The sequence below is a fragment of the Micromonospora arida genome, assembly GCF_042873195.1.
GTDB classification, from domain to species: Bacteria; Actinomycetota; Actinomycetes; order Mycobacteriales; family Micromonosporaceae; genus Micromonospora; species Micromonospora arida.
Genome location: NZ_JBIALC010000001.1, coordinates 1,052,256 through 1,069,404 on the forward strand (window position 1 = coordinate 1,052,256; position 17,149 = coordinate 1,069,404).

A 17,149-nucleotide genomic window follows, 5' to 3' on the forward strand; every position below is an offset into this window, starting at 1 on the left:
GCGACAACTCCACACCACGGCGGCGGGTCCAGTCACCCGGGCCCGCCGCCCTGGTCGGGAAGGGAGATCGGATGCGCCAGCCCACGGCGTCCACGCTGCTCGTCGCGGTGCTGCTCGTCGCCGGCTGCGGCGCCGGGCCACAAGACGCGGCCAGCACCGCCACACCACCCGTGACCGCGCCACCGGCGACGACCGTGCCGACACCCACGGGTACGGCGTTCAACCCCACCGACATCGCCTGGCTGCAACTGACGGTGGCGATGACCGAACGTCTGCTGCCCGTCCTCGATCTGGTGCCGGCGCGGACCACCGATCGGGCCTGGCGGCAGACGGCCACCCAGGTCGCGACCACCCGGCGCGCCGATCTGGACCGCGCCCGCCGGCTACTGGCCGACGCCGCCGCCCCGACGACGAATCCGCACGAGGGGCACGACATGCCGGGCATGGTCACCGCGCAGGAGATGACCGTGCTGCGGGCGGCCAGCGGACGGCCGTTTCACCGCCTGCTGGCCGGGCACCTGCGGGCGCATCTCGCGCAGTCGGTCCGGATCGCCACCGCGGAGCAGCAGAGCGGAGTCCAGCCGGCGACCGTCGCGCTGGCGTCGGCCGTGGTCCGGTCCGGCACCGCCGACCTCGAACGACTCGATCACCTCGACCCCGCGTAGCCGTCACCCGGAGATGTCGTCGTCACCTGCCACGTCTGCGTCCGGGCACTTGCCCGCAGGGAGTCGATGGTGAGGTCGAGGGCCGCTTCCAGGTGGTCGGTCTTTCCGGTGGAGAGCAGCAGGAGTACGCCGCCCTGGATGCCGGCGAGCAGCGCCGCGGCGGCGCGGTCGGCGTCCACGTCTCCGGAGATGTCTCCGGTCGACTGCATGTGCCGGACGCCGTCGGCGATCGCGTTCTGCCAGCGCCACATGAGCCCGGTCACGATCGCCTGTGCGCCCGGCGCTCGCCGCCCGGTCTGGCCGAGCAGGCCGTTGAGCGGGCATTTCACCCCCTGCGCCCGGTAGCGCTCGATCAGTCGCTCGCGCCACGCCAGCCACGCCGGCCAGGACGTCAGGTTGCTGAGCATCGGCTCCTGGTCGAGCAGGACCTGGTCGGCCTCGTGTTGGGCCACCGCCAGCAGCAGTTCTTCCTTTCCGTCCGGAAAGTAGTGGAAGAGCTGGCCCTTGCTGGTGCCCGTGTGGGCCATCACGTCCTCGAGGCGTACCTCGTCGACGCCGCGCTCACGGATCTCGGCGGCGGCCCCGGCGACGATCCGCGCCCGGGTCGCCTCGCCCTTACGGGTCAACGCCCGTGTCATGAGACCTCCTCGTCTGGACCTGCGGGTCCGACCCTATCTCGGTTTTTGGACTTGCAGGTCCATTTTTGCCGAGCAAAGGTCTGGAACGCGCGGTCCGCAGCGGGCCGACACCACGATCGGGAGGGCACCACGATGAACCACTACTACCTGCTCGGGCGGTCCGGTCTGCGGGTGAGCCGGCTGGCGCTGGGCACGATGAACTTCGGCGTCGACGGGTTCCACGCCGCGTACGGCAAGACCGAGGAGGAGGCCGAGCCGATCTTCCGGCAGTACCTGGAGTCGGGCGGGAACTTCATCGACACGGCGGACTTCTACACCGCAGGCGAAAGCGAAAAGATCCTCGGCCGGCTGATCGAGCGGGCCGGCGTACGCGAGCGGCTCGTGCTCACCAGCAAGTTCACAAACACCGTCGACCCGAGCGACCCGAACGCGAGCGGCAACGGGCGCAAGCACATCATGCGGGCCGTGGAGGCATCGCTGCGCCGGCTCGGCACCGACTACATCGACCTGTACCTGCTGCACACCTGGGACCGGATCACCCCGGTCGAGGAGGTCGTGCACACCCTCGACGACCTGGTGCGTGCCGGCAAGATCCGGTACGCCGGCCTCTCCGACGTACCGGCCTGGTACGCAGCCCGCGCACAGAGCTACGCCGAAGCGCACGGCTTGGCCCCGATGATCAACCTGCAACTGCCGTATTCCCTGGTCAGTCGCGGCATCGAGGCGGAGTACGCGGCGATGGCCCAGACCATGGGCATGGGGCTCACCGCGTGGAGCCCGATCGCCAGTGGCCTGCTCAGCGGCAAGTACCGGCGCAGCGGCGACGGCCTGAGCGGGACCGGCCGGTTGACCAACCCCGACACCGGCGGCCGCGAGGTCAGCGCCAGCGAGTGGCAGGTCATCGACGCCCTGGAGAGCGTCGCCGCCGAACTGGGCCGCAGCATGGCACAGGTCGCGATCAACTGGGTCGCCACCCAACCCGCCGTGGCCTCGGTGATCATCGGTGCGAGCAGCGCCGAGCAGGTCGGCAGCAACTTCGAGGCCCTCAATCTCGACATCCCCGCCGACGCCCGCCGCCAACTCGAGGAGGCCAGCGCGCCGCAGCTCGAAGTGCCCTACGTGATGTTCACCCCGCAGTACCAGTCCTGGGTGGTGAGCCCCGGCCTCGGCATCGGCGACAAGCCGGCCGGCTACGCCCCTCCGGTCTTCAACGGCAGGTAGAACCTCGCCAGGCGAGATCGCGCCCGCCCCGTTCCTGCCCGCGCCCCCTGCCCCGCGATCTTGCACTTGCTGTCCCGACATAAGGGCCATCCCACTCATGTCGACAACCACAAGCGCAAGATCGGCGGGCGGGGCGGGGCGGGGCGGGGCGGCGGCGCTAGCGATGGATCGGCGCGTCGCTCGTCGGCGCTGGCTCACCCTCGTAGAGCGCGACGTACCGCCGGCGCCACTCGTCGCCGTCCGCGCCGAGGTTGAGGGTGTTGTGTTCGACGCCCAACGTCTCCGGCAGGGTGCACACCTGCAGCGTTATCGCGTTCGCGTCGGCGATCCGGCGCGGCACGTCGACCGCTGCCCTGAGGTCCACCACGCCGTCGAGCGGGCTGATCGCGACCGCCGCGGTCCGCAGACCGGTCCGCCGGGGCGGGTTCGGCAGGGTACGGGCGATCGTCAGGTACTGGGTGACGGCGGCGAGCGAATATCCGCGCGACGTGACGCGGTCGCGGAGAACGCGACGCCCGTACAGCACGATGAGCGGTTTCACCGCGTAGGCCGGCGCCTGTCGCGGATTCGGACCGAAGAACGGCGACAGCAACAGCAGATGCCGTACGACGTTGCCCGGGACCTGGGCCAGCCACGCGGCCAGTACGGCGCCGCCGGAGATCCCCACGACGCCGACCTCGTCTCCCAGGGCCGCCGCGACGGCCCACCCCTGCGCGGCGTACGTCGTCAGCTCACCGGCCTCGACCCGGTGGTGGGCCCGCCGGTCGACGGTCCCGTGCTGGGGTGCCCGGGGAACCCAGACGTTGTATCCGCGGTCGAAGAACTCCTCGGCCAACCCCGCGTACTGCTCGGGGGCGAGCGTGTACCCGTGCAACAGCAGCACGGCCCGGCCGGTACGGGAACCGTGGCTCAGCAGGCGGCTGCGTGACTCCGGTCGGACCTCCGGATCGGCCGTCTCGGCGGCGATGACGGCCGTGGCGGCACGGGTGGCCGTGTCGAAGTCGAGCGGTCGGGCCGGCGCGACCCGTAGCCCACGGCGGCCCACCGGCCAGAGGTAGAGCCCGGCGACCGCCGCCCCGACGAGCGCCAACCCGCCGAGGAGCAGCGCGATGATCTCCGCCATGGTCAGATGCTGGCAGGGGCGGCGCTCGGCGCTGGCCGAGGGGGTGCGCCCGGGTGACCGGGCGCACCCGGTCAGCTACTCCGGGCTGTTCGGCGGCGCGAAGACGACCCGGGAGCGCAACTGCCGGAAGCCCGTCCGCTCCAACTCCGCCAGCACCGTCACCCGGTGCGATTCCACGTCGGCGATGACCTCGCGGGCACCGCCGGCGACCAACACCCGGACCGCCTCGGCCAACAGCTCGGGCCGGGCCGCCTCGTCGAGGAGGCCGAGATAGGCGAGCAGGGGGAAACATGCGTCTCCGGCCGTTCCGGCCAGGCCCACCGGCTTACCTGCGTCCACCACGACGCGCCACTCCTCGGTGTTCTCGCCCAACCAGGCCAGCGGGTCGGTGGCGAGGTCGACGCCGCCGACCGCTCGCGCGATCTCGACGCCGGTCAGCACGTCCGGCTCGGCGACCCTGGCGACCAGGGCCCTGACCTCCGCCACGTCGACGGGCGCGCGGAACTCGTACCGCCCGGACGATGCCGGCAGGGGGGTGCCCGTCCAGGAACAGCGGACCCGCTCCCCCCGCTCGACCAGCCCGGCGAGCCGGGCGGCCTCCATGGGCGTCCGCACCACGGCCAGCACCTCGGGTCGACGCCGCCAGTGCGCGGGCAGTGCGGCGTAGTACAGACCGGGACCGCCCAGCGCCTCGTGGGCGGCGCGCAGCAGCTCGGCGCCCACCTCCGGCTCGGCGTCCAGGTCGAACCGTTCCAGCCAGGGGGCACCGATGGCACCCGGCGGAAGGAGCCAGGCGGCCCGGCCCACCAACCGGCCGCCGCGCAGTGCGACCCAGGTGTTCTCGGGCCGGTAGCCGCCGCCGGCGATCCCGTCGGCGTACGCGACCTGGCGGAGCTGAGGCAGCGGATCAGGCATGGAGTCGAACAGGTTTTCCTCGCCCGCGACGAGCGGACGGATGACCAGATCAGTCATGGGTTGGACCTCCGGGAAGCGCGCGCCCCGGATCAGATCCGCGCGGACGCCGGAGCGCGGAGGGGGCGCAGAACATTGGACATTGTTCTGACCTCCTTCCAGCTCGACGGCGTGCCCGACGACCATACGCGCAGGTGTCGCCGGCCCGCAACGGATCGTCACAGCGTCGGGTTGGTCTGCGACCCACGCTTGTGGGCACGCTGGTCGTACACGGTGATGCCGGCGAGGATCACCGCCGCGACGGCCGCCACGGCGACCGGCGGGAGCAGCACCATCGGCGGGGCGGCCACGACCAGCGCCACCACGCCGACGTACAGCGCCCGACACAGCGGCGAGGATGGGCTCGCCTGCTCCAGGGTGCTCCGCCCGATCAGGAACAGCACCGGTCCGCCGAAGATGATGGCCACCAGAGCCCAGTCGATCGGCGGGTGCGGATCCTCGATGACCTGCCCGAAGCCGACGGCCATGCAGATGATGCCACCGACGATCAACAGCAGGCTGTAGCTAGCCCACCGCGACAGCTGGACCCCCTCCCCGCTCGGGGTCGAGGCATGGCCGGATCTGACGTGGTAGAAGTACATCCGCCAGAACGAGACGACCGCCACGAACGAGGCGACGAGGACGATGGTTCCCTCGGTCGAGAAGCCCGGAAAGCTGACCGCGGCGCCGGCTTCGAGCACCACCTCGGCGAGAGCGATCATGAAGAACTGGTTGTACCGCTCGGCCAGATGCTCCTGCGAGACGGTGGCCCCCAGGCTGTGGAGCTGTCGCTTGCCCATCCGGGGCAGGGGGTAGGTGGCGGCGGCGCCGATCAGCTCGATGGCGAGAGCGAGGGTCCAGAAGATGCCCCGACCGAGGCCACCACTGATGCCGCCACTGATCCAGAGCACGCCGGACGCCAGGTGCCAGGTCAGCACCCGGAGCGAGAACGCGTGCGCCGCGTGGCCCCGCAGGGCGAACGCCAGGAAGAGCGGTCGACCGACCTGGATGACGACGTAGGTGCAGGCGAAGACGACGCCTCGTTGGCCGAAGGCCTGCGGCAAGGTGACCGCCAGCACCAGCGTGCCGAACATCGTCGCCAGCAGGACGGCCTGCAGATCCGGGCGCCGGGGGTCGTAGGTGCTCGCCAGCAGGGCGTTGAGCGACCAGATCATCCACATCGCCGTGAAGAACAGGACAGTCTGGCCCGCCTCGGACAGCAGTGTGTGCCGGACGATGGTCAGGTCGTCCGCGACCCGCCCGGCGAGGCGGGCCAGCGCGAAGACGTAGACGATGTCGAAGAGCAGTTCCAGGACGGTCGCCGAGCGGGGGCTCTTGCTTTCCCCGAGCCCACGAAAGAACTCGGGGCGCGTCAGCACGGAGGGAGAGACAGCTCAGCCGGCCAGGGCCGCCGGTACGGGCACAGCACGGTGGTGACCCTGTTCCGCTGCCATCGTCCCCGAGCCTCCCTCACCGACCGGCCCCCGCTTGATCCCTATCTGCGTATTTTATCCAGCTTCATCGGGTCTCCGTCGCTGATGGCCGATACCGGGTCGGCGGTACGCCGGATCATCTGTGCCGTCACCCTGCGGTACGAGCCCGGGTCGACGGGAAAAAGCCACTGCCGGGCCCGGGTCAGCGGGCCGACGTTGAGCCCCAACTCGTCCAGCACCTCGTCGACGTTGTGCATCGAGAACGGGATGATGTTCGTGCCGCGAGCATGCCGTCCGTTGGTGCGCTTCGTCATCCAGAGCAGCCGGGCGCGCACCTCGTCGCGCATCCGGACCTCGGTCGGCAGGGTGATCCCACCCCGCAGGTATGCGGCCGTCCAGACCGCCGCCATCTCCGCGCTGAGCGGGCTGAAGAACGACGAGTTGTAACCGGCGAACGTCAGCCGCGGCACGCCGATCGGCAGGATCTGCCGGTAGAGCATGAAGTTACCGGCCTCGTCCTGGAGCCGGGCGTGCAACGCGTCGTCGAGGAACGGCACGTGCTGGCGGAAGCCGGTGCCACAGATCACCAGGTCGGCGGGGAGCACCGTGCCGTCGGCCAGTCGTGCGGCGGGCCGGCCACCGTCGACCAGCAACTCGGTGATCACCTGTTCCCGGTGCACGGCGATACGGCCGTCGGTGACCCGTTCGAAGAAGCCCTCGGTGGCGAGGCTGACCGTGCTGCGGGCGATGTCCTCGAAGCTGCCGTTGGGCACGAGACCCAGCTCGCGCAGGTTGAACTGCCGGGTGGCGACCGAGCCGACGCTGTCGACCATGCGCCGGCGCAGACCGTTCCCCGGGCCGTGCAGGAACCGCTCGAAGCCCTTCAGGTGCAGGTAGCGGAAGAGTGCCTCACCCATCCGGGTGAGCAGCAGGTACTTGTAGTTGAGCGCTCCACCGAGCTTGCGGGGCATCTTCCAGAGCAGTTCGCGCGCCACCACGTGGGTCTGGGCGGCGACCTCGCTCACCGGGACCGCCACGTCGCAGGACGACTTGCCGTACCCGACGACGAGGACGTTCTTACCTCGGGCCGCCTCGATGTCGTGGAACTCCCCCGTCGCCAGTACGCGCCCTCCGGCGGCGGTGAAGTTCGCGTGCCCGTCGAAGGACGGGACGAACGGGTCGGAGAAGATGCCGTTGGCGACGATCAGGTGGTCGTACCGTTCCACAGTCAGCGGGTCCTGGGCGCCCGCCGGCCGCGAGGTGACCAGCCACCCGGTCTCGTCGTTGACCAGCTCGGCCGAGGCGACCTCCGTGGACAGACGCAGCGCGCCGGCCAGCCCGAACTTCTCCACGTAGCTCTCCAGGTACCGCTGGACCTGCTCTCCCGACGGCCACTGCGGATAGTCGGCGGGCATCGGCAGGTCGGAGAGGTGGTAGGTGCCCTTGTCGTTCTGGGTGTTCAGGCCGGGGTATCGCCGAGTACGGCTCCACACCCCACCGACGTCGGGCGCGCGCTCGAACACGGTGACGTCGAATCCGCTCTGCCGCAGCACCTTCGCAGCGCTCACACCGGCGAATCCGGCACCGACGACGGCAATCCTCATGATCTCCTCCGAAGGACGTACGAACCGTGCCGGCGCTGACCGCCCGCGGTGGTCGCACGCTAGCGAGCAGACCGGGAAGGTCGCTATCCGCTCGACGCGGGCGCTGTCCGCGGTACGCAGCCGGACCCTTTTCCTGTCGGGTCGACGGCTTTCCGGTCTGGTCTGGGCCGGTCACGCCTTACGGTCGGCGCGACGGGACGCCCGGGAGGTGTCGGATGGATGCGGTGACGGTCCGGACGGACGACGTCGACCGGGCTCGCGCCGAGGTGGGTCGGGTCTTCTGCCCACACCGGCTCACCCCGCAGGCGGGTGTGCACAGCGTGCAACTGCGGATGGCGGCCCGCCGGGCCGGTGGTGTGGGGGTCATCGACCTGGACTACGGGCAGGCGGTGCGCATCCAACCGCCCGCGCTGGAGAGCTTCTACCTCGTCCAGATCCCCAGCGCCGGCAGCACGATGGTCCGGCACGCCGGTCAGACCGTGACCTCGACTCCCGACGTCGCCTCGGTGCTCTCCCCGTACGACTCCTCGGACATGCGGTGGTCCGAGGGATCGCCCCACCGGATCTTCTACGCCGACCGGCGTGCCGTCGACCGGGAACTCGCCCGCCTGCTGGGCCACCCGGTGGACGACCCGGTCCGCCTCGACGTCGGCATGCTCATGACCACACCGACCGCGCAGGCATGGGCGCGCGGGGTGGCGTTCCTCGCCGACGAGCTGTCCCAGCCGGCCGACGCGTCCCTGTTCGACCACCCGCAGGTAGCCGCCCGTTTCGAACAGGGGCTCATCGGCAAGCTGCTGCTGGCCCATCGACACAGCCACTCCCACCTGCTGGCCGAGCCGAGCCAGCACGCCCACCCCGGGCGTCTCGTCCGCCGGGCCTGCGCCCTGATCTCCGAACACCACGGGGAGGCACTGACCGTCGGTGACGTCGCCGAGGCGCTACGGGTGAGCGTACGAACACTGCAGGACTGTTTCCGCCGTGAGTTGCAGACCACCCCGACCGCGTACCTGCGGGCCTGCCGGCTCGACGCGGCGCACCGCACGCTCCGCTCGGCCGCGCCGGGGGCGTCCGTGACGACGGTTGCCCTGCAACACGGCTTCGTGCACCTCGGCCGGTTCGCGACCGAGTATCGGAGCCGCTTCGGCGAGACACCGTCCACGACCCTGCGCCGCTGACGACCGTCGCCTCGTCCCGCCTCCATACGGTCGGCCCTTGCCTTGACGCTGACGACAAGGTTTAGCGTGGTCGCGACGGGCCGATGGAGGAGGTTGGATGCTGATCGGCGAGCTGGCTGAGCGGGCCGGCACGAGCCCCCGCACGCTGCGCTACTACGAGGAGCACGGATTGGTACGGGCGCAGCGCTCCGCCAACGGCTACCGCGAATATGAAGAGTCGGAGCTACGCGTCGTGCGGGAGATCCGGGCGCTGCTCGACGTCGGGTTCGGCCTCGACGATGTCCGGCCGTTCGTCGCCTGCCTCCGGGCCGGCAACACGTCCGGCGACGTCTGCCCGGACTCGGTGCTGGTGTTGCGGCGCAAGATCGTCGAGGTCGACGCCGTCATCGATCGGCTCGGCGCGGTGCGCCAGCAACTGCACAGTCAACTCACTCAGGCGATCGCACATCGGGAGAAGACATGCCTCAGGAAGCGGAAATAGGCTCGCTGGTCACCGTCACGGACGACACATTCGCGGAGCTGGTGCTGGCCAGCGACCGACCCGTGGTCGTCGATTTCTGGGCGGATTGGTGTCCGCCCTGCAAGGCCATCGAGAAGAGCCTCGCCGAACTGGCCCAAGAGTTCGGTGACCGGATGGTCGTGGCAAAGCTCAACTCCGACGAGAACCCCGGAGCTACCCGTAGCTACCGGGTGATGTCCCTGCCGACGCTGCTCGTGTTCCGTCAGGGCGAAGTCGTCGGCTCGACCGTGGGGTCCAGGCCGAAGACGTACCTACGACAGACCCTGACCGCGCAGGCCGGGTGGTAACGGCCAGCGTTGGTGCCGTCGGAGACCAGGTGGTGATCGACGGCCGACATCAGCGGTGGAAATCGTTATCCCGGTGCGGCCGGCCAGTCTCCTGAGGGGAGGCAGGTGGCGGATCTTTCGTCATCGTCTCCGTCAGTCAGCGGGTACGACCACACGAGGGAGTCGAGACGATGCGCGCAACCGGTCAGGGTGAGGCGGCCGCCGCGAGGGGACACCGGGGCGTCCACGCGGAACCCCGACGCGCGATGCTCGGCCGCCTCCCGATCGGTGCGCGGCGGCTGCTGTGGCCGCTCCTCGTGGCCGCCGCGGTCGCCGTACTGGTGACGGGTGTGATCGTCGTGGTGCAGCCGACCGGGCCGACGCCCGCCCCGGCGGCGACGCAGGCGCTCGACGCGCCGCCGCCCACGAGCCCGCAGCCGGGCGCGCCCAGCGCGACCACGCCCGGCGCCACGACGAGCCCGGCGGTAGCGACCCCGACTCCGACGCCCGCGGCGAAGCCGACAACGGGACGCCCGGTCGCTCCGGCGGGCCCGGCGGCGACCTCGAAGCGCAAGGGCGTCGGGGTGTGGACCTTCGACGGGGTCAGCCAGGCGTTGGCCAACTCCGGGGCGAGTTGGTACTACACCTGGGACGTGAAGCACCAGGGCGTCACCAGCCCGCAGGGCACCGAGTTCGTCCCGATGATCTGGGGGGCGAAGAGCGTCACCGCGAGCAACCTGCAACAGGCCAAGCAGAACGGCCGTTACCTGCTCGGCTTCAACGAGCCGGACCTGAAGGGCCAGGCCGAGATGACCGTCGAGCAGGCGCTTGAGCTGTGGCCGCAGTTGCAGGCCACCGGCCTGCCGCTGGGCAGCCCGGCGGTGGCCTGGGGTGGCGACCGGCAGGGCGAGTGGCTCGACCGGTTCATGGCCGGGGCGAAGCAGCGCGGCTACCGCGTCGACTTCATCGCCCTGCACTGGTACGGCGGCGACTTCACCACAGCCAACGCGGTCAACCAGCTCAAGTCGTACCTGCAGGGCGTGCACGACAGGTACAACCTGCCGGTCTGGCTCACCGAGTTCGCCCTGATCGACTTCTCCAACGGCGTCCGCTTCCCCACCCAGGCACAGCAGGCCGCGTTCCTCACCGCGGCGACCCGGATGCTGGGTGGCCTGTCCTGGCTACAGCGGTACGCGTGGTTCGGCCTGCCCGCCACGGACAAGGACCAGACCGGCCTGTTCCGTACCGGCAGCACCGCGACCGCCGTCGGCCGCGCCTACCAGGCGGCGCGCTGACCTACAGCACGTCGACGTGGTCGCGCCAGGAGTGCTGCGGCTCGTAGCCCAGCACCCGGCGGGCCTTGTCGATGCTGAGCAGCGTCTCGTGCTCACCCAGCTCCTTGCGGATCTCGACGCCCGGGTAGACCTCGGCCATCAAGCTGGCGCTCGACCTGCTCATGACGGTGTCGGCGTTGGCGATGACGAAGACGTCGGCACCGGGCTGGTCGTGCGCGAGGGCGCGCTCGACCGCCTGGGCCCCGTCGCGGGCGTCGATGTAGCCCCACAGGTTCCACCGGCGCAGCTGCGGGTCGGCGTCGAACGAGGGGAACGGCGCGTAGTCCTCGACGTCCATGACGTTGGAGAAGCGCAACCCCACCATGACCAGCTCCGGGTCCCACCGGCAGAAGTGCCGGGCCATCTCCTCCTCCAGGGCCTTGTTCAACGAGTACGTCGACTCGGGCCGTGGCGCGTACTCCTCGTCCACCGGCGCGTACGGCGGCGGGTTGTCGAACGGCAGCCCGAGCACCGTCTCGCTCGACGCCCACACGACCCGCTTGATTCCGGCCGCCCGGGCCGCGGCGAACACGTTGTACGTGGCGGCGGAGTTGTTCGCGAAGGTGGCCGCGTTCGACATCAGCCCGGGGGCCGGGACCGCCGCCAGGTGCACGATCGCGTCGACGCCGCCCGCGTGTTCGTCGGCACCCCCGGTGAACGCCTCCACCACCTGCCCGTAGTCGGTCAGGTCGACCAGCAGGAACTCGCCGTTCACGTCGCGTGGGTCGCGGCCACCGGCGCGGTCCACCGCCAGCACGTCGACGCCCACGGCGCGCAGGTGGGCGACCACGGCACGGCCGAGCTTGCCGGTGGCACCGGTGACGACGACACGCCTGGGCAGTGCGGAGATGCTCATGACCCCATCTTCGCCGCATGCGGCGGCAGCCGGGCCGCGGGGTCGACCCGGCCGCCTCGCCGCGATCACGATCCGAGCGCGATCGGACTGATAGGTGCGTAACGTGCAGGGGTAAACGTTGTCGCGACGAGGAGACTTCATGTCCAAGCCACCGCTTCCCGAGGCCGCGGTCGCCATGCTCCAGAAGCCGAACCCCGCCGTCATGACCACCCTTCGCAACGGTGGCCAACCGGTGTCCGCCGCCACCTGGTACCTGTGGGAGGACGGCCGGATCCTGGTGAACATGGACGAGAGCCGCCGTCGGCTGGAGCACGTCCGCAACGACCCCCGGGTGTCTCTCACCGTGCTCGACGAGGCCGGCTGGTACACCCACGTCAGCATCATCGGGCACGTCACCGAACTGCGCCCCGACGAGGGTCTGGCGGACATCGACCGGCTGTCGAAGCACTACACGGGCAACGCGTACCCGCGCCGGGAACGTGCCCGGGTCAGTGCCCTGATCGAGATCGACCGCTGGCACGGTTGGGGTGCGCAGAAGGACAACAACCAGGTCGGCTGACCGTTGCCGCCCGGCCTGTCGCCCTGATGGCTGCCGTCAGGGCGACAGGGGCACCAGCCGTCAGGGCGTCAGGGCGGTGGTGGACCGGGCGCCGACGCGGGTCACCAGGTAGCCGAAGGCCGCCGCGGTGAAGAACATGACGATGCCGTAGACGGCGCCCGGGATCGCCATCTGGGTGCTGTTGAGCAGCGCCGGGCTGAGCGCGATCGTGATGGCAAGGGTGCTGTTGTGGATGCCGATCTCGAAACCGGCGGCCGTCGCGGCGCTCCGGTCGACACCGGCGAGGCGCGGCACCCCGTACCCGATGGCGAGGCTGAGCAGGTTGAAGGCGAGCACGGCCAGGCCGACCGAGACGAAGTAGTCGGCGATGTTCTCCCGCTCGCCGAGCACCGCGCCGGCGATCACCGCGACGAGTACGACGACGGAGAGGATCCGGACCGGGCGGTTCAGCCGCTCGGCCACCTGCGGCATCCGCGCCCGGATGAGCATGCCGATCGCGACCGGGACGAGCACGATGGCGAAGACCTGCAGCACCTTGTCGAACTGTAGGCCGATGCTCCTGCCGTCGGGCAGGAAGTACGCCGCCGACAGGTTGACCAGGATCGGCAGGGTGAACACGGCGAGCACCGAGTTGATGGCGGTCAGGGTGATGTTCAGGGCCACGTGCCCGCCGAACAGGTGGCTGTAGAGGTTGGCGGTGGTGCCGCCCGGGGACGCGGCCAGCAGCATCATGCCGACGGCCAGCTCGGGTGCCAGGTCGAACGCGAGGACGAGGCAGAAGCAGAGCGCCGGCAGCACCAGCACCTGGCAGACCAGGGCGATGACGGCGGCGCGTGGATGCTGGGCCACCCGGCGGAAGTCTGCCATGGTCAGTCCGAGACCCAGACCGAGCATGATGATGCCGAGGGCGATGGGCAGGCCGATCAGAGTCAGGGCGGAGTCCATGGCACAACATCGTTACCACCGGGTAACGCCGCAACAATCCCCCATGTGGCTGGACGCTCTTGACCCCGGACGGTGAGCGGCTTAACTTCATCAATCAGATAAGTCTCTTTACTAATTCTGCTTGATGCCTCGTGGGAGTGTGCCGATGCGACCATTCCGCCACCGCCGTCTCACCGCCGTGGTCACCCTGGCGGCCCTGCTGCTCACCGCCGCCCCGCCCAGCGCCGCCAGCGCGAGCGACAACCAGCAGCGCCGCACCGGTTACCACCGGGTCGGCTACTTCACCCAGTGGGGCATCTACGGTCGGGCCTTCCCGGTCAAGAAGCTCGAAACCTCCGGTGGGGCGAGCCGCCTCACCCACCTCAACTACGCCTTCGGCAACGTCAGTGAGGACGGCCGCTGCTACGTGGACGGCGGGCCGGGCGAGGGCGACGCCTGGGCCGACTACCAGCGACCCGTCCCGGCCGAGGAAAGCGTCGACGGCGTCGCGGACGCACCGGGCCAGGCGCTCAACGGCAACTTCGGCCAGCTCGCCAAGCTCAAGGCCAAGCACCCGAAACTGCAGGTGCTGATCTCGCTGGGCGGCTGGAGCTGGTCGACGTACTTCTCGAACGCGGCCCGCACCGACGCGTCCCGCAAGGCGTTCGTCACGTCCTGCATCGACCTCTACCTCAAGGGCAACCTGCCGGGCACCACCCCCGGTGCCGGGGCCGGCGTCTTCGACGGCATCGACCTCGACTGGGAGTGGCCCGGCTCAGACGGTGAGCCCGGCAACGTCATCCGCCCGGAGGACCGGGAGAACTTCACCAAACTGCTCGCCGAGTTCCGCCGGCAACTCGACGCGTACGGGCGCACGACCCGCGCGCACCACCCGCTGACCGCGTTCCTGCCGGCCAGCCCGGCCACCATGGACGCCGGCTACGAGGGCCGCAAGATCTTCAAGTACCTGGACTTCGCCACCGTGCAGGGGTACGACTTCCACGGCGGCTGGGACGCACGGGCCAACCAGCAGTCGGCGCTGCGCGTCCCGGCGGGTGCCCCGGACAACCCGGACTTCTCCGTCGAGGTGGCCATCGACGGGTGGATCGCCCGTGGCGCGCCGCGGGACAAGCTCGTGCTCGGCATCCCCTACTACGGTCGCGGCTGGACCGGCATCACCGGCGGCGGCAACGGCCTGTTCCAGCCGGCCACCGGGCCCGCGCCGGCCACCTTCGAGGCCGGGTACGAGGACTACAAGATCCTCAAGACCCTGGCCGGTAACGGCTACACCGTGCACCGCGACCTGCGTGCCGGACACGCCTGGTTGTTCGACGGTACGACGTTGTGGACGTACGACGATCCGGCGGTCATGTTGCAGAAGACGCTCTACATCCGACGGGCCGGCCTGGCCGGCGCCATGATCTGGTCGCTCGACGGCGACGACGACAACGCCACGCTGACCAAGACGATCGGCCTCGGCCTGACCACCTGGTAGACGTACCCGATCCGCCCGGCCCGTCACCGGCCGACTCCTCGGCTGGCGGCGGACCGGGCGGAACCGGGTCGCGACCTTTCAGAATGCGTGTGCCCGCAGAGGGGACCGCCGCTGTGTCACGCCGTCGGACTGCTGTTACCCGACGTGCCGAGGTGGATGTCGACGTCCGCGGCTCCGGTCATCTGGTCGTACGCCTTGGTCTTGAGCCGGTTGGTCTGCAGCTCGCCGTCGAGCAGCGCCGCCCGCAGAGCCTCCGCATCCGTGATCTCCTTGCTGGTCACCGCGTCGGCCGCGGTTGTCGCGCCCTGCACGACCTCCAGGTGAGTGCCGTCGGTGGGCATCAGCTCGGCCCACTTGGCCAAGCAGTAGACCCGCTCCGGCACCTCCTGGCACTCGCTGGTCAGGTCCGGCATCTCGTCGCCAGAGCCGAGGTGGCTGGTGCGGAACGCGCCCAGCTCGTCGACGAACGCGGCCAGTTGCTGCTCCACCGCCGGCGCGAGCCGGGTCGCCACGGCCTTGCCGAAGATCCACCGCAGCGCGGCCAGCTCCATACCGGCCCGCACCGGCAGGTAGAGCTTTGCCCAGCTGGCGTTGAGGAAGTCACTCGGGTCGCGCTCGGGGGCGCGGGCGTCACCGGCTGACCACCAGCCGGGGTACGACACGAACGAGGCGCGCTCCCAGTCGAAGACGCGGTGCCAGAAGTCAATCTCCCACGCCTCGTCCCGCACACTGGCCGGGAAGTGCGACTCGACGATCTGCGAGACCATCTCGTTGACCGGCGAGAACCCGCCGCGCAGCCGCGCCTCGAACTCGTCCGCGGCCTCCTCAGCCGCCGCCAGCGCCGCGTCCCGCTTGTCCTGCCAGTCCTGCAGATCCGTCAGATAGCCCGCGATCAGCGCGTTGTAGGCGGCGTCGTCGGCGTTCTCGGCGACCAGCGTCGGGGTACGCCGGAACGTGGCGGCGAGCTGCACGTCGGCGCCGGGACCGGCGAACCAGCTGGCCGCGCCGACGTGGATGCGTACCCGCAGTGCCGGCTGACCGTTGGCGTCGGTGACCACCGGAACGCCGACCACCCGAGCCGCGATGCCAGACGGCGGCCGGCGGGTGATCAGGGTCAGGTTCTGCCGAATGGTCTCGATGTCGCCGTCCCACTCCCACCCGCTGTCGAAGGCGACGTCGACGTCGTAGTCGGCGCTCATGTCGCCGGTGAATCCCCACTTGTCGAGTGTGACCACCGGGGAGTAGATGGTGCGGGTCTCCACGGCGGCCGGCACGCCGGGTGCCGGCGGCACCGGCTTGACCGGCATGGTGGGCAGCGCGGCGAGAGCATTGTCCTTGATCCGCTGGCGCCCGTCGGTGATCTTCTTGGCGAACGCCAGCGCCGGGTCCTTCACCGTCGGCGCCCAACACACCCGGGCGCCGTACCGTTCGTGGGCCAGCTCCAGCCGTTGCAGCACCTTGAAGTAGTGCAAGGTGATCGGCGTTGCCCGGTTGGGGTTGCGCACGGTCCGCTTCGAGGTCGACTCCATGCCGGTCTCGCTGACCAACTTGAAGTCGGTCTTGTGCTGGGTGCGGTAGCGGGCGGCGACCTTGGAGGTGGCGGTCTGGCTGTCCTTGACCGCACGGCGACTGGTCTCCTGGCTGGCCGCCGTCACGCTGCGCGTGTAGCCGATCGTGTGACTGGCGTTGAAGGTGCCCCAGACGCCGGTCGGGCTGGTGTACTGGCCAGTGTGGCTTGCGTTGAGCCCCCAGGTGTCGGTGAGCGACTTCTGCCGCTCGAAGCCCTCCTGCAGTTCCGTGGTGAGCGCGCTGGTCAGCTCGACATCGGTTTGCTTCTCGGTTTCGTCCTGCTCCTCAAGGGTCAGCTCACGCTTGGTGTAGGTGCGCTGCTCCAGCACCGCCTCCTCGCCGGGCGCGAGCGCCAGTGCGTAGACGTGCTCGCCGAGCGCGAAGCCCACCGGCCTGATCCGGGTCCGGTCGAGGAACGCGATGCCCACGTCGGACTGGAGCAGGCCGGCGACGAACTCCGCCTCCTGGTCGCCGAGGATGCTCTGGCGCCGGGCCGGCGGTTCCCGGTTGATCATGCCGGAGTCCTGCCCCGGCAGCGCCGCCTCGGCGGCGTCCATGTCGTTGGCCTTCCACAGCCCCGACAGGCCGAGTTCCTTGAGCAGGTGCGGCAGCCGGTCATGGGAGAGCCCGCCGTACCGCATTGCCTCGATCAGCGCCTGCTTGACGTAGAAGGGCAGCAGGGGCGTCTGCCCGTCGTCGAAGGTGAGCTGGACCGGCACGAAGTAGTTGGAGTAGACGTAGCGGTCGGAGTGCGCGGTGCTGAACCCCAGCGTCGCCAGGTCCGCGTCGGCGACGACGACTTCACCCATCGGT

The 17,149-nt window shown here is 70.2% G+C and carries 16 protein-coding genes; 8 read left to right on the forward strand and 8 right to left on the reverse strand.

The window, feature by feature from the left end:
* Positions 1–71: 71 nt before the first annotated feature.
* Entirely contained in the window at positions 72–665 is a 594-nt protein-coding gene (locus ACFYP0_RS04940) for a DUF305 domain-containing protein (protein ID WP_355499592.1), read from the forward strand.
* Here ACFYP0_RS04940 and ACFYP0_RS04945 read toward each other — a convergent pair.
* Positions 647–1,303, reverse strand: a complete 657-nt coding sequence (locus tag ACFYP0_RS04945) for a TetR/AcrR family transcriptional regulator (RefSeq protein ID WP_124862742.1) — start codon at positions 1,301–1,303, stop codon at positions 647–649. The two genes, ACFYP0_RS04940 and ACFYP0_RS04945, sit on opposite strands and share 19 nt — an antisense overlap.
* Before the next feature lie 132 nt (positions 1,304–1,435).
* On the opposite strand from ACFYP0_RS04945, the gene ACFYP0_RS04950 reads away from it, so the two are divergent.
* Positions 1,436–2,524, forward strand: coding sequence for an aldo/keto reductase (locus ACFYP0_RS04950; protein WP_356975032.1), 1,089 nt, complete (start codon positions 1,436–1,438; stop codon positions 2,522–2,524).
* A gap of 157 nt (positions 2,525–2,681) precedes the next feature.
* Here the strand turns inward: ACFYP0_RS04950 and ACFYP0_RS04955 are convergent, their stop codons facing one another.
* The 4 genes from ACFYP0_RS04955 to ACFYP0_RS04970 form a co-directional block, all read right to left on the reverse strand.
* Positions 2,682–3,647, reverse strand: coding sequence for an alpha/beta hydrolase (locus ACFYP0_RS04955; RefSeq protein ID WP_356975030.1), 966 nt, complete (start codon positions 3,645–3,647; stop codon positions 2,682–2,684).
* 75 nt (positions 3,648–3,722) lie between these two features.
* Complete coding sequence (locus tag ACFYP0_RS04960) at positions 3,723–4,619, reverse strand: acetyltransferase (protein WP_356975028.1); 897 nt, start codon at positions 4,617–4,619, stop codon at positions 3,723–3,725.
* A 158-nt stretch (positions 4,620–4,777) separates the two neighbouring features.
* Positions 4,778–5,977 carry a low temperature requirement protein A gene (locus ACFYP0_RS04965; RefSeq protein ID WP_356975026.1) on the reverse strand — a complete coding sequence of 400 codons (1,200 nt, stop codon included), beginning with the start codon at positions 5,975–5,977 and terminating at the stop codon, positions 4,778–4,780.
* Between the two features lie 116 nt (positions 5,978–6,093).
* Positions 6,094–7,635 carry a flavin-containing monooxygenase gene (locus ACFYP0_RS04970; protein WP_386994453.1) on the reverse strand — a complete coding sequence of 514 codons (1,542 nt, stop codon included), beginning with the start codon at positions 7,633–7,635 and terminating at the stop codon, positions 6,094–6,096.
* A 215-nt stretch (positions 7,636–7,850) separates the two neighbouring features.
* Between ACFYP0_RS04970 and ACFYP0_RS04975 the strand changes: the two genes are divergently transcribed.
* The 4 genes from ACFYP0_RS04975 (at position 7,851) to ACFYP0_RS04990 (ending at position 10,894) form a co-directional block, all read left to right on the forward strand.
* A complete protein-coding gene (locus ACFYP0_RS04975) occupies positions 7,851–8,813 on the forward strand; it encodes an AraC family transcriptional regulator (RefSeq protein WP_386994455.1) in 963 nt (320 codons plus the stop codon).
* 97 nt (positions 8,814–8,910) lie between these two features.
* Complete coding sequence (locus ACFYP0_RS04980; protein WP_124857271.1) at positions 8,911–9,294, forward strand: MerR family transcriptional regulator; 384 nt, start codon at positions 8,911–8,913, stop codon at positions 9,292–9,294.
* Positions 9,273–9,620, forward strand: a complete 348-nt coding sequence (trxA, locus tag ACFYP0_RS04985) for a thioredoxin (protein ID WP_356975019.1) — start codon at positions 9,273–9,275, stop codon at positions 9,618–9,620. Before ACFYP0_RS04980 ends, trxA begins: the two co-directional genes overlap by 22 nt.
* A 170-nt stretch (positions 9,621–9,790) precedes the next feature.
* Positions 9,791–10,894 carry a glycoside hydrolase family protein gene (locus ACFYP0_RS04990; RefSeq protein ID WP_356975017.1) on the forward strand — a complete coding sequence of 368 codons (1,104 nt, stop codon included), beginning with the start codon at positions 9,791–9,793 and terminating at the stop codon, positions 10,892–10,894.
* A 1-nt stretch (position 10,895) separates the two neighbouring features.
* Here the strand turns inward: ACFYP0_RS04990 and ACFYP0_RS04995 are convergent, their stop codons facing one another.
* Positions 10,896–11,789, reverse strand: coding sequence for an NAD-dependent epimerase/dehydratase family protein (locus ACFYP0_RS04995; RefSeq protein ID WP_356975015.1), 894 nt, complete (start codon positions 11,787–11,789; stop codon positions 10,896–10,898).
* Between the two features lie 139 nt (positions 11,790–11,928).
* Between ACFYP0_RS04995 and ACFYP0_RS05000 the strand changes: the two genes are divergently transcribed.
* Positions 11,929–12,348 carry a PPOX class F420-dependent oxidoreductase gene (locus ACFYP0_RS05000; protein ID WP_030337921.1) on the forward strand — a complete coding sequence of 140 codons (420 nt, stop codon included), beginning with the start codon at positions 11,929–11,931 and terminating at the stop codon, positions 12,346–12,348.
* A gap of 60 nt (positions 12,349–12,408) precedes the next feature.
* Here ACFYP0_RS05000 and ACFYP0_RS05005 read toward each other — a convergent pair whose 3' ends face one another.
* Positions 12,409–13,293, reverse strand: a complete 885-nt coding sequence (locus ACFYP0_RS05005) for a bile acid:sodium symporter family protein (RefSeq protein WP_356975012.1) — start codon at positions 13,291–13,293, stop codon at positions 12,409–12,411.
* Positions 13,294–13,438: 145 nt separating this feature from the next.
* Here ACFYP0_RS05005 and ACFYP0_RS05010 point away from each other — a divergent pair, with 145 nt between their 5' ends.
* Positions 13,439–14,767, forward strand: a complete 1,329-nt coding sequence (locus tag ACFYP0_RS05010) for a glycoside hydrolase family 18 protein (RefSeq protein WP_356975010.1) — start codon at positions 13,439–13,441, stop codon at positions 14,765–14,767.
* A gap of 116 nt (positions 14,768–14,883) precedes the next feature.
* Here the strand turns inward: ACFYP0_RS05010 and ACFYP0_RS05015 are convergent, their stop codons facing one another.
* Positions 14,884–17,145: a hypothetical protein gene (locus ACFYP0_RS05015; RefSeq protein WP_356975008.1), complete on the reverse strand. Its 2,262-nt coding sequence runs from the start codon at positions 17,143–17,145 to the stop codon at positions 14,884–14,886.
* Positions 17,146–17,149: the final 4 nt, after the last annotated feature.

Coding starts and splice junctions, on each gene's coding strand:
- ACFYP0_RS04940 (WP_355499592.1), top strand. CDS start 72: ATGCGCCAGCCCACGGCGTCCACGCTGCTCGTCGCGGTGCTGCTCGTC.
- ACFYP0_RS04990 (WP_356975017.1), top strand. CDS start 9,791: ATGCGCGCAACCGGTCAGGGTGAGGCGGCCGCCGCGAGGGGACACCGG.
- ACFYP0_RS04995 (WP_356975015.1), bottom strand. CDS start 11,789: ATGAGCATCTCCGCACTGCCCAGGCGTGTCGTCGTCACCGGTGCCACC.
- ACFYP0_RS04970 (WP_386994453.1), bottom strand. CDS start 7,635: ATGAGGATTGCCGTCGTCGGTGCCGGATTCGCCGGTGTGAGCGCTGCG.
- ACFYP0_RS04955 (WP_356975030.1), bottom strand. CDS start 3,647: ATGGCGGAGATCATCGCGCTGCTCCTCGGCGGGTTGGCGCTCGTCGGG.
- ACFYP0_RS04975 (WP_386994455.1), top strand. CDS start 7,851: ATGGATGCGGTGACGGTCCGGACGGACGACGTCGACCGGGCTCGCGCC.
- ACFYP0_RS05000 (WP_030337921.1), top strand. CDS start 11,929: ATGTCCAAGCCACCGCTTCCCGAGGCCGCGGTCGCCATGCTCCAGAAG.
- ACFYP0_RS04950 (WP_356975032.1), top strand. CDS start 1,436: ATGAACCACTACTACCTGCTCGGGCGGTCCGGTCTGCGGGTGAGCCGG.
- ACFYP0_RS04960 (WP_356975028.1), bottom strand. CDS start 4,619: ATGACTGATCTGGTCATCCGTCCGCTCGTCGCGGGCGAGGAAAACCTG.
- ACFYP0_RS05005 (WP_356975012.1), bottom strand. CDS start 13,293: ATGGACTCCGCCCTGACTCTGATCGGCCTGCCCATCGCCCTCGGCATC.
- ACFYP0_RS04980 (WP_124857271.1), top strand. CDS start 8,911: ATGCTGATCGGCGAGCTGGCTGAGCGGGCCGGCACGAGCCCCCGCACG.
- ACFYP0_RS04945 (WP_124862742.1), bottom strand. CDS start 1,303: ATGACACGGGCGTTGACCCGTAAGGGCGAGGCGACCCGGGCGCGGATC.
- ACFYP0_RS05015 (WP_356975008.1), bottom strand. CDS start 17,145: ATGGGTGAAGTCGTCGTCGCCGACGCGGACCTGGCGACGCTGGGGTTC.
- ACFYP0_RS05010 (WP_356975010.1), top strand. CDS start 13,439: ATGCGACCATTCCGCCACCGCCGTCTCACCGCCGTGGTCACCCTGGCG.
- trxA (WP_356975019.1), top strand. CDS start 9,273: ATGCCTCAGGAAGCGGAAATAGGCTCGCTGGTCACCGTCACGGACGAC.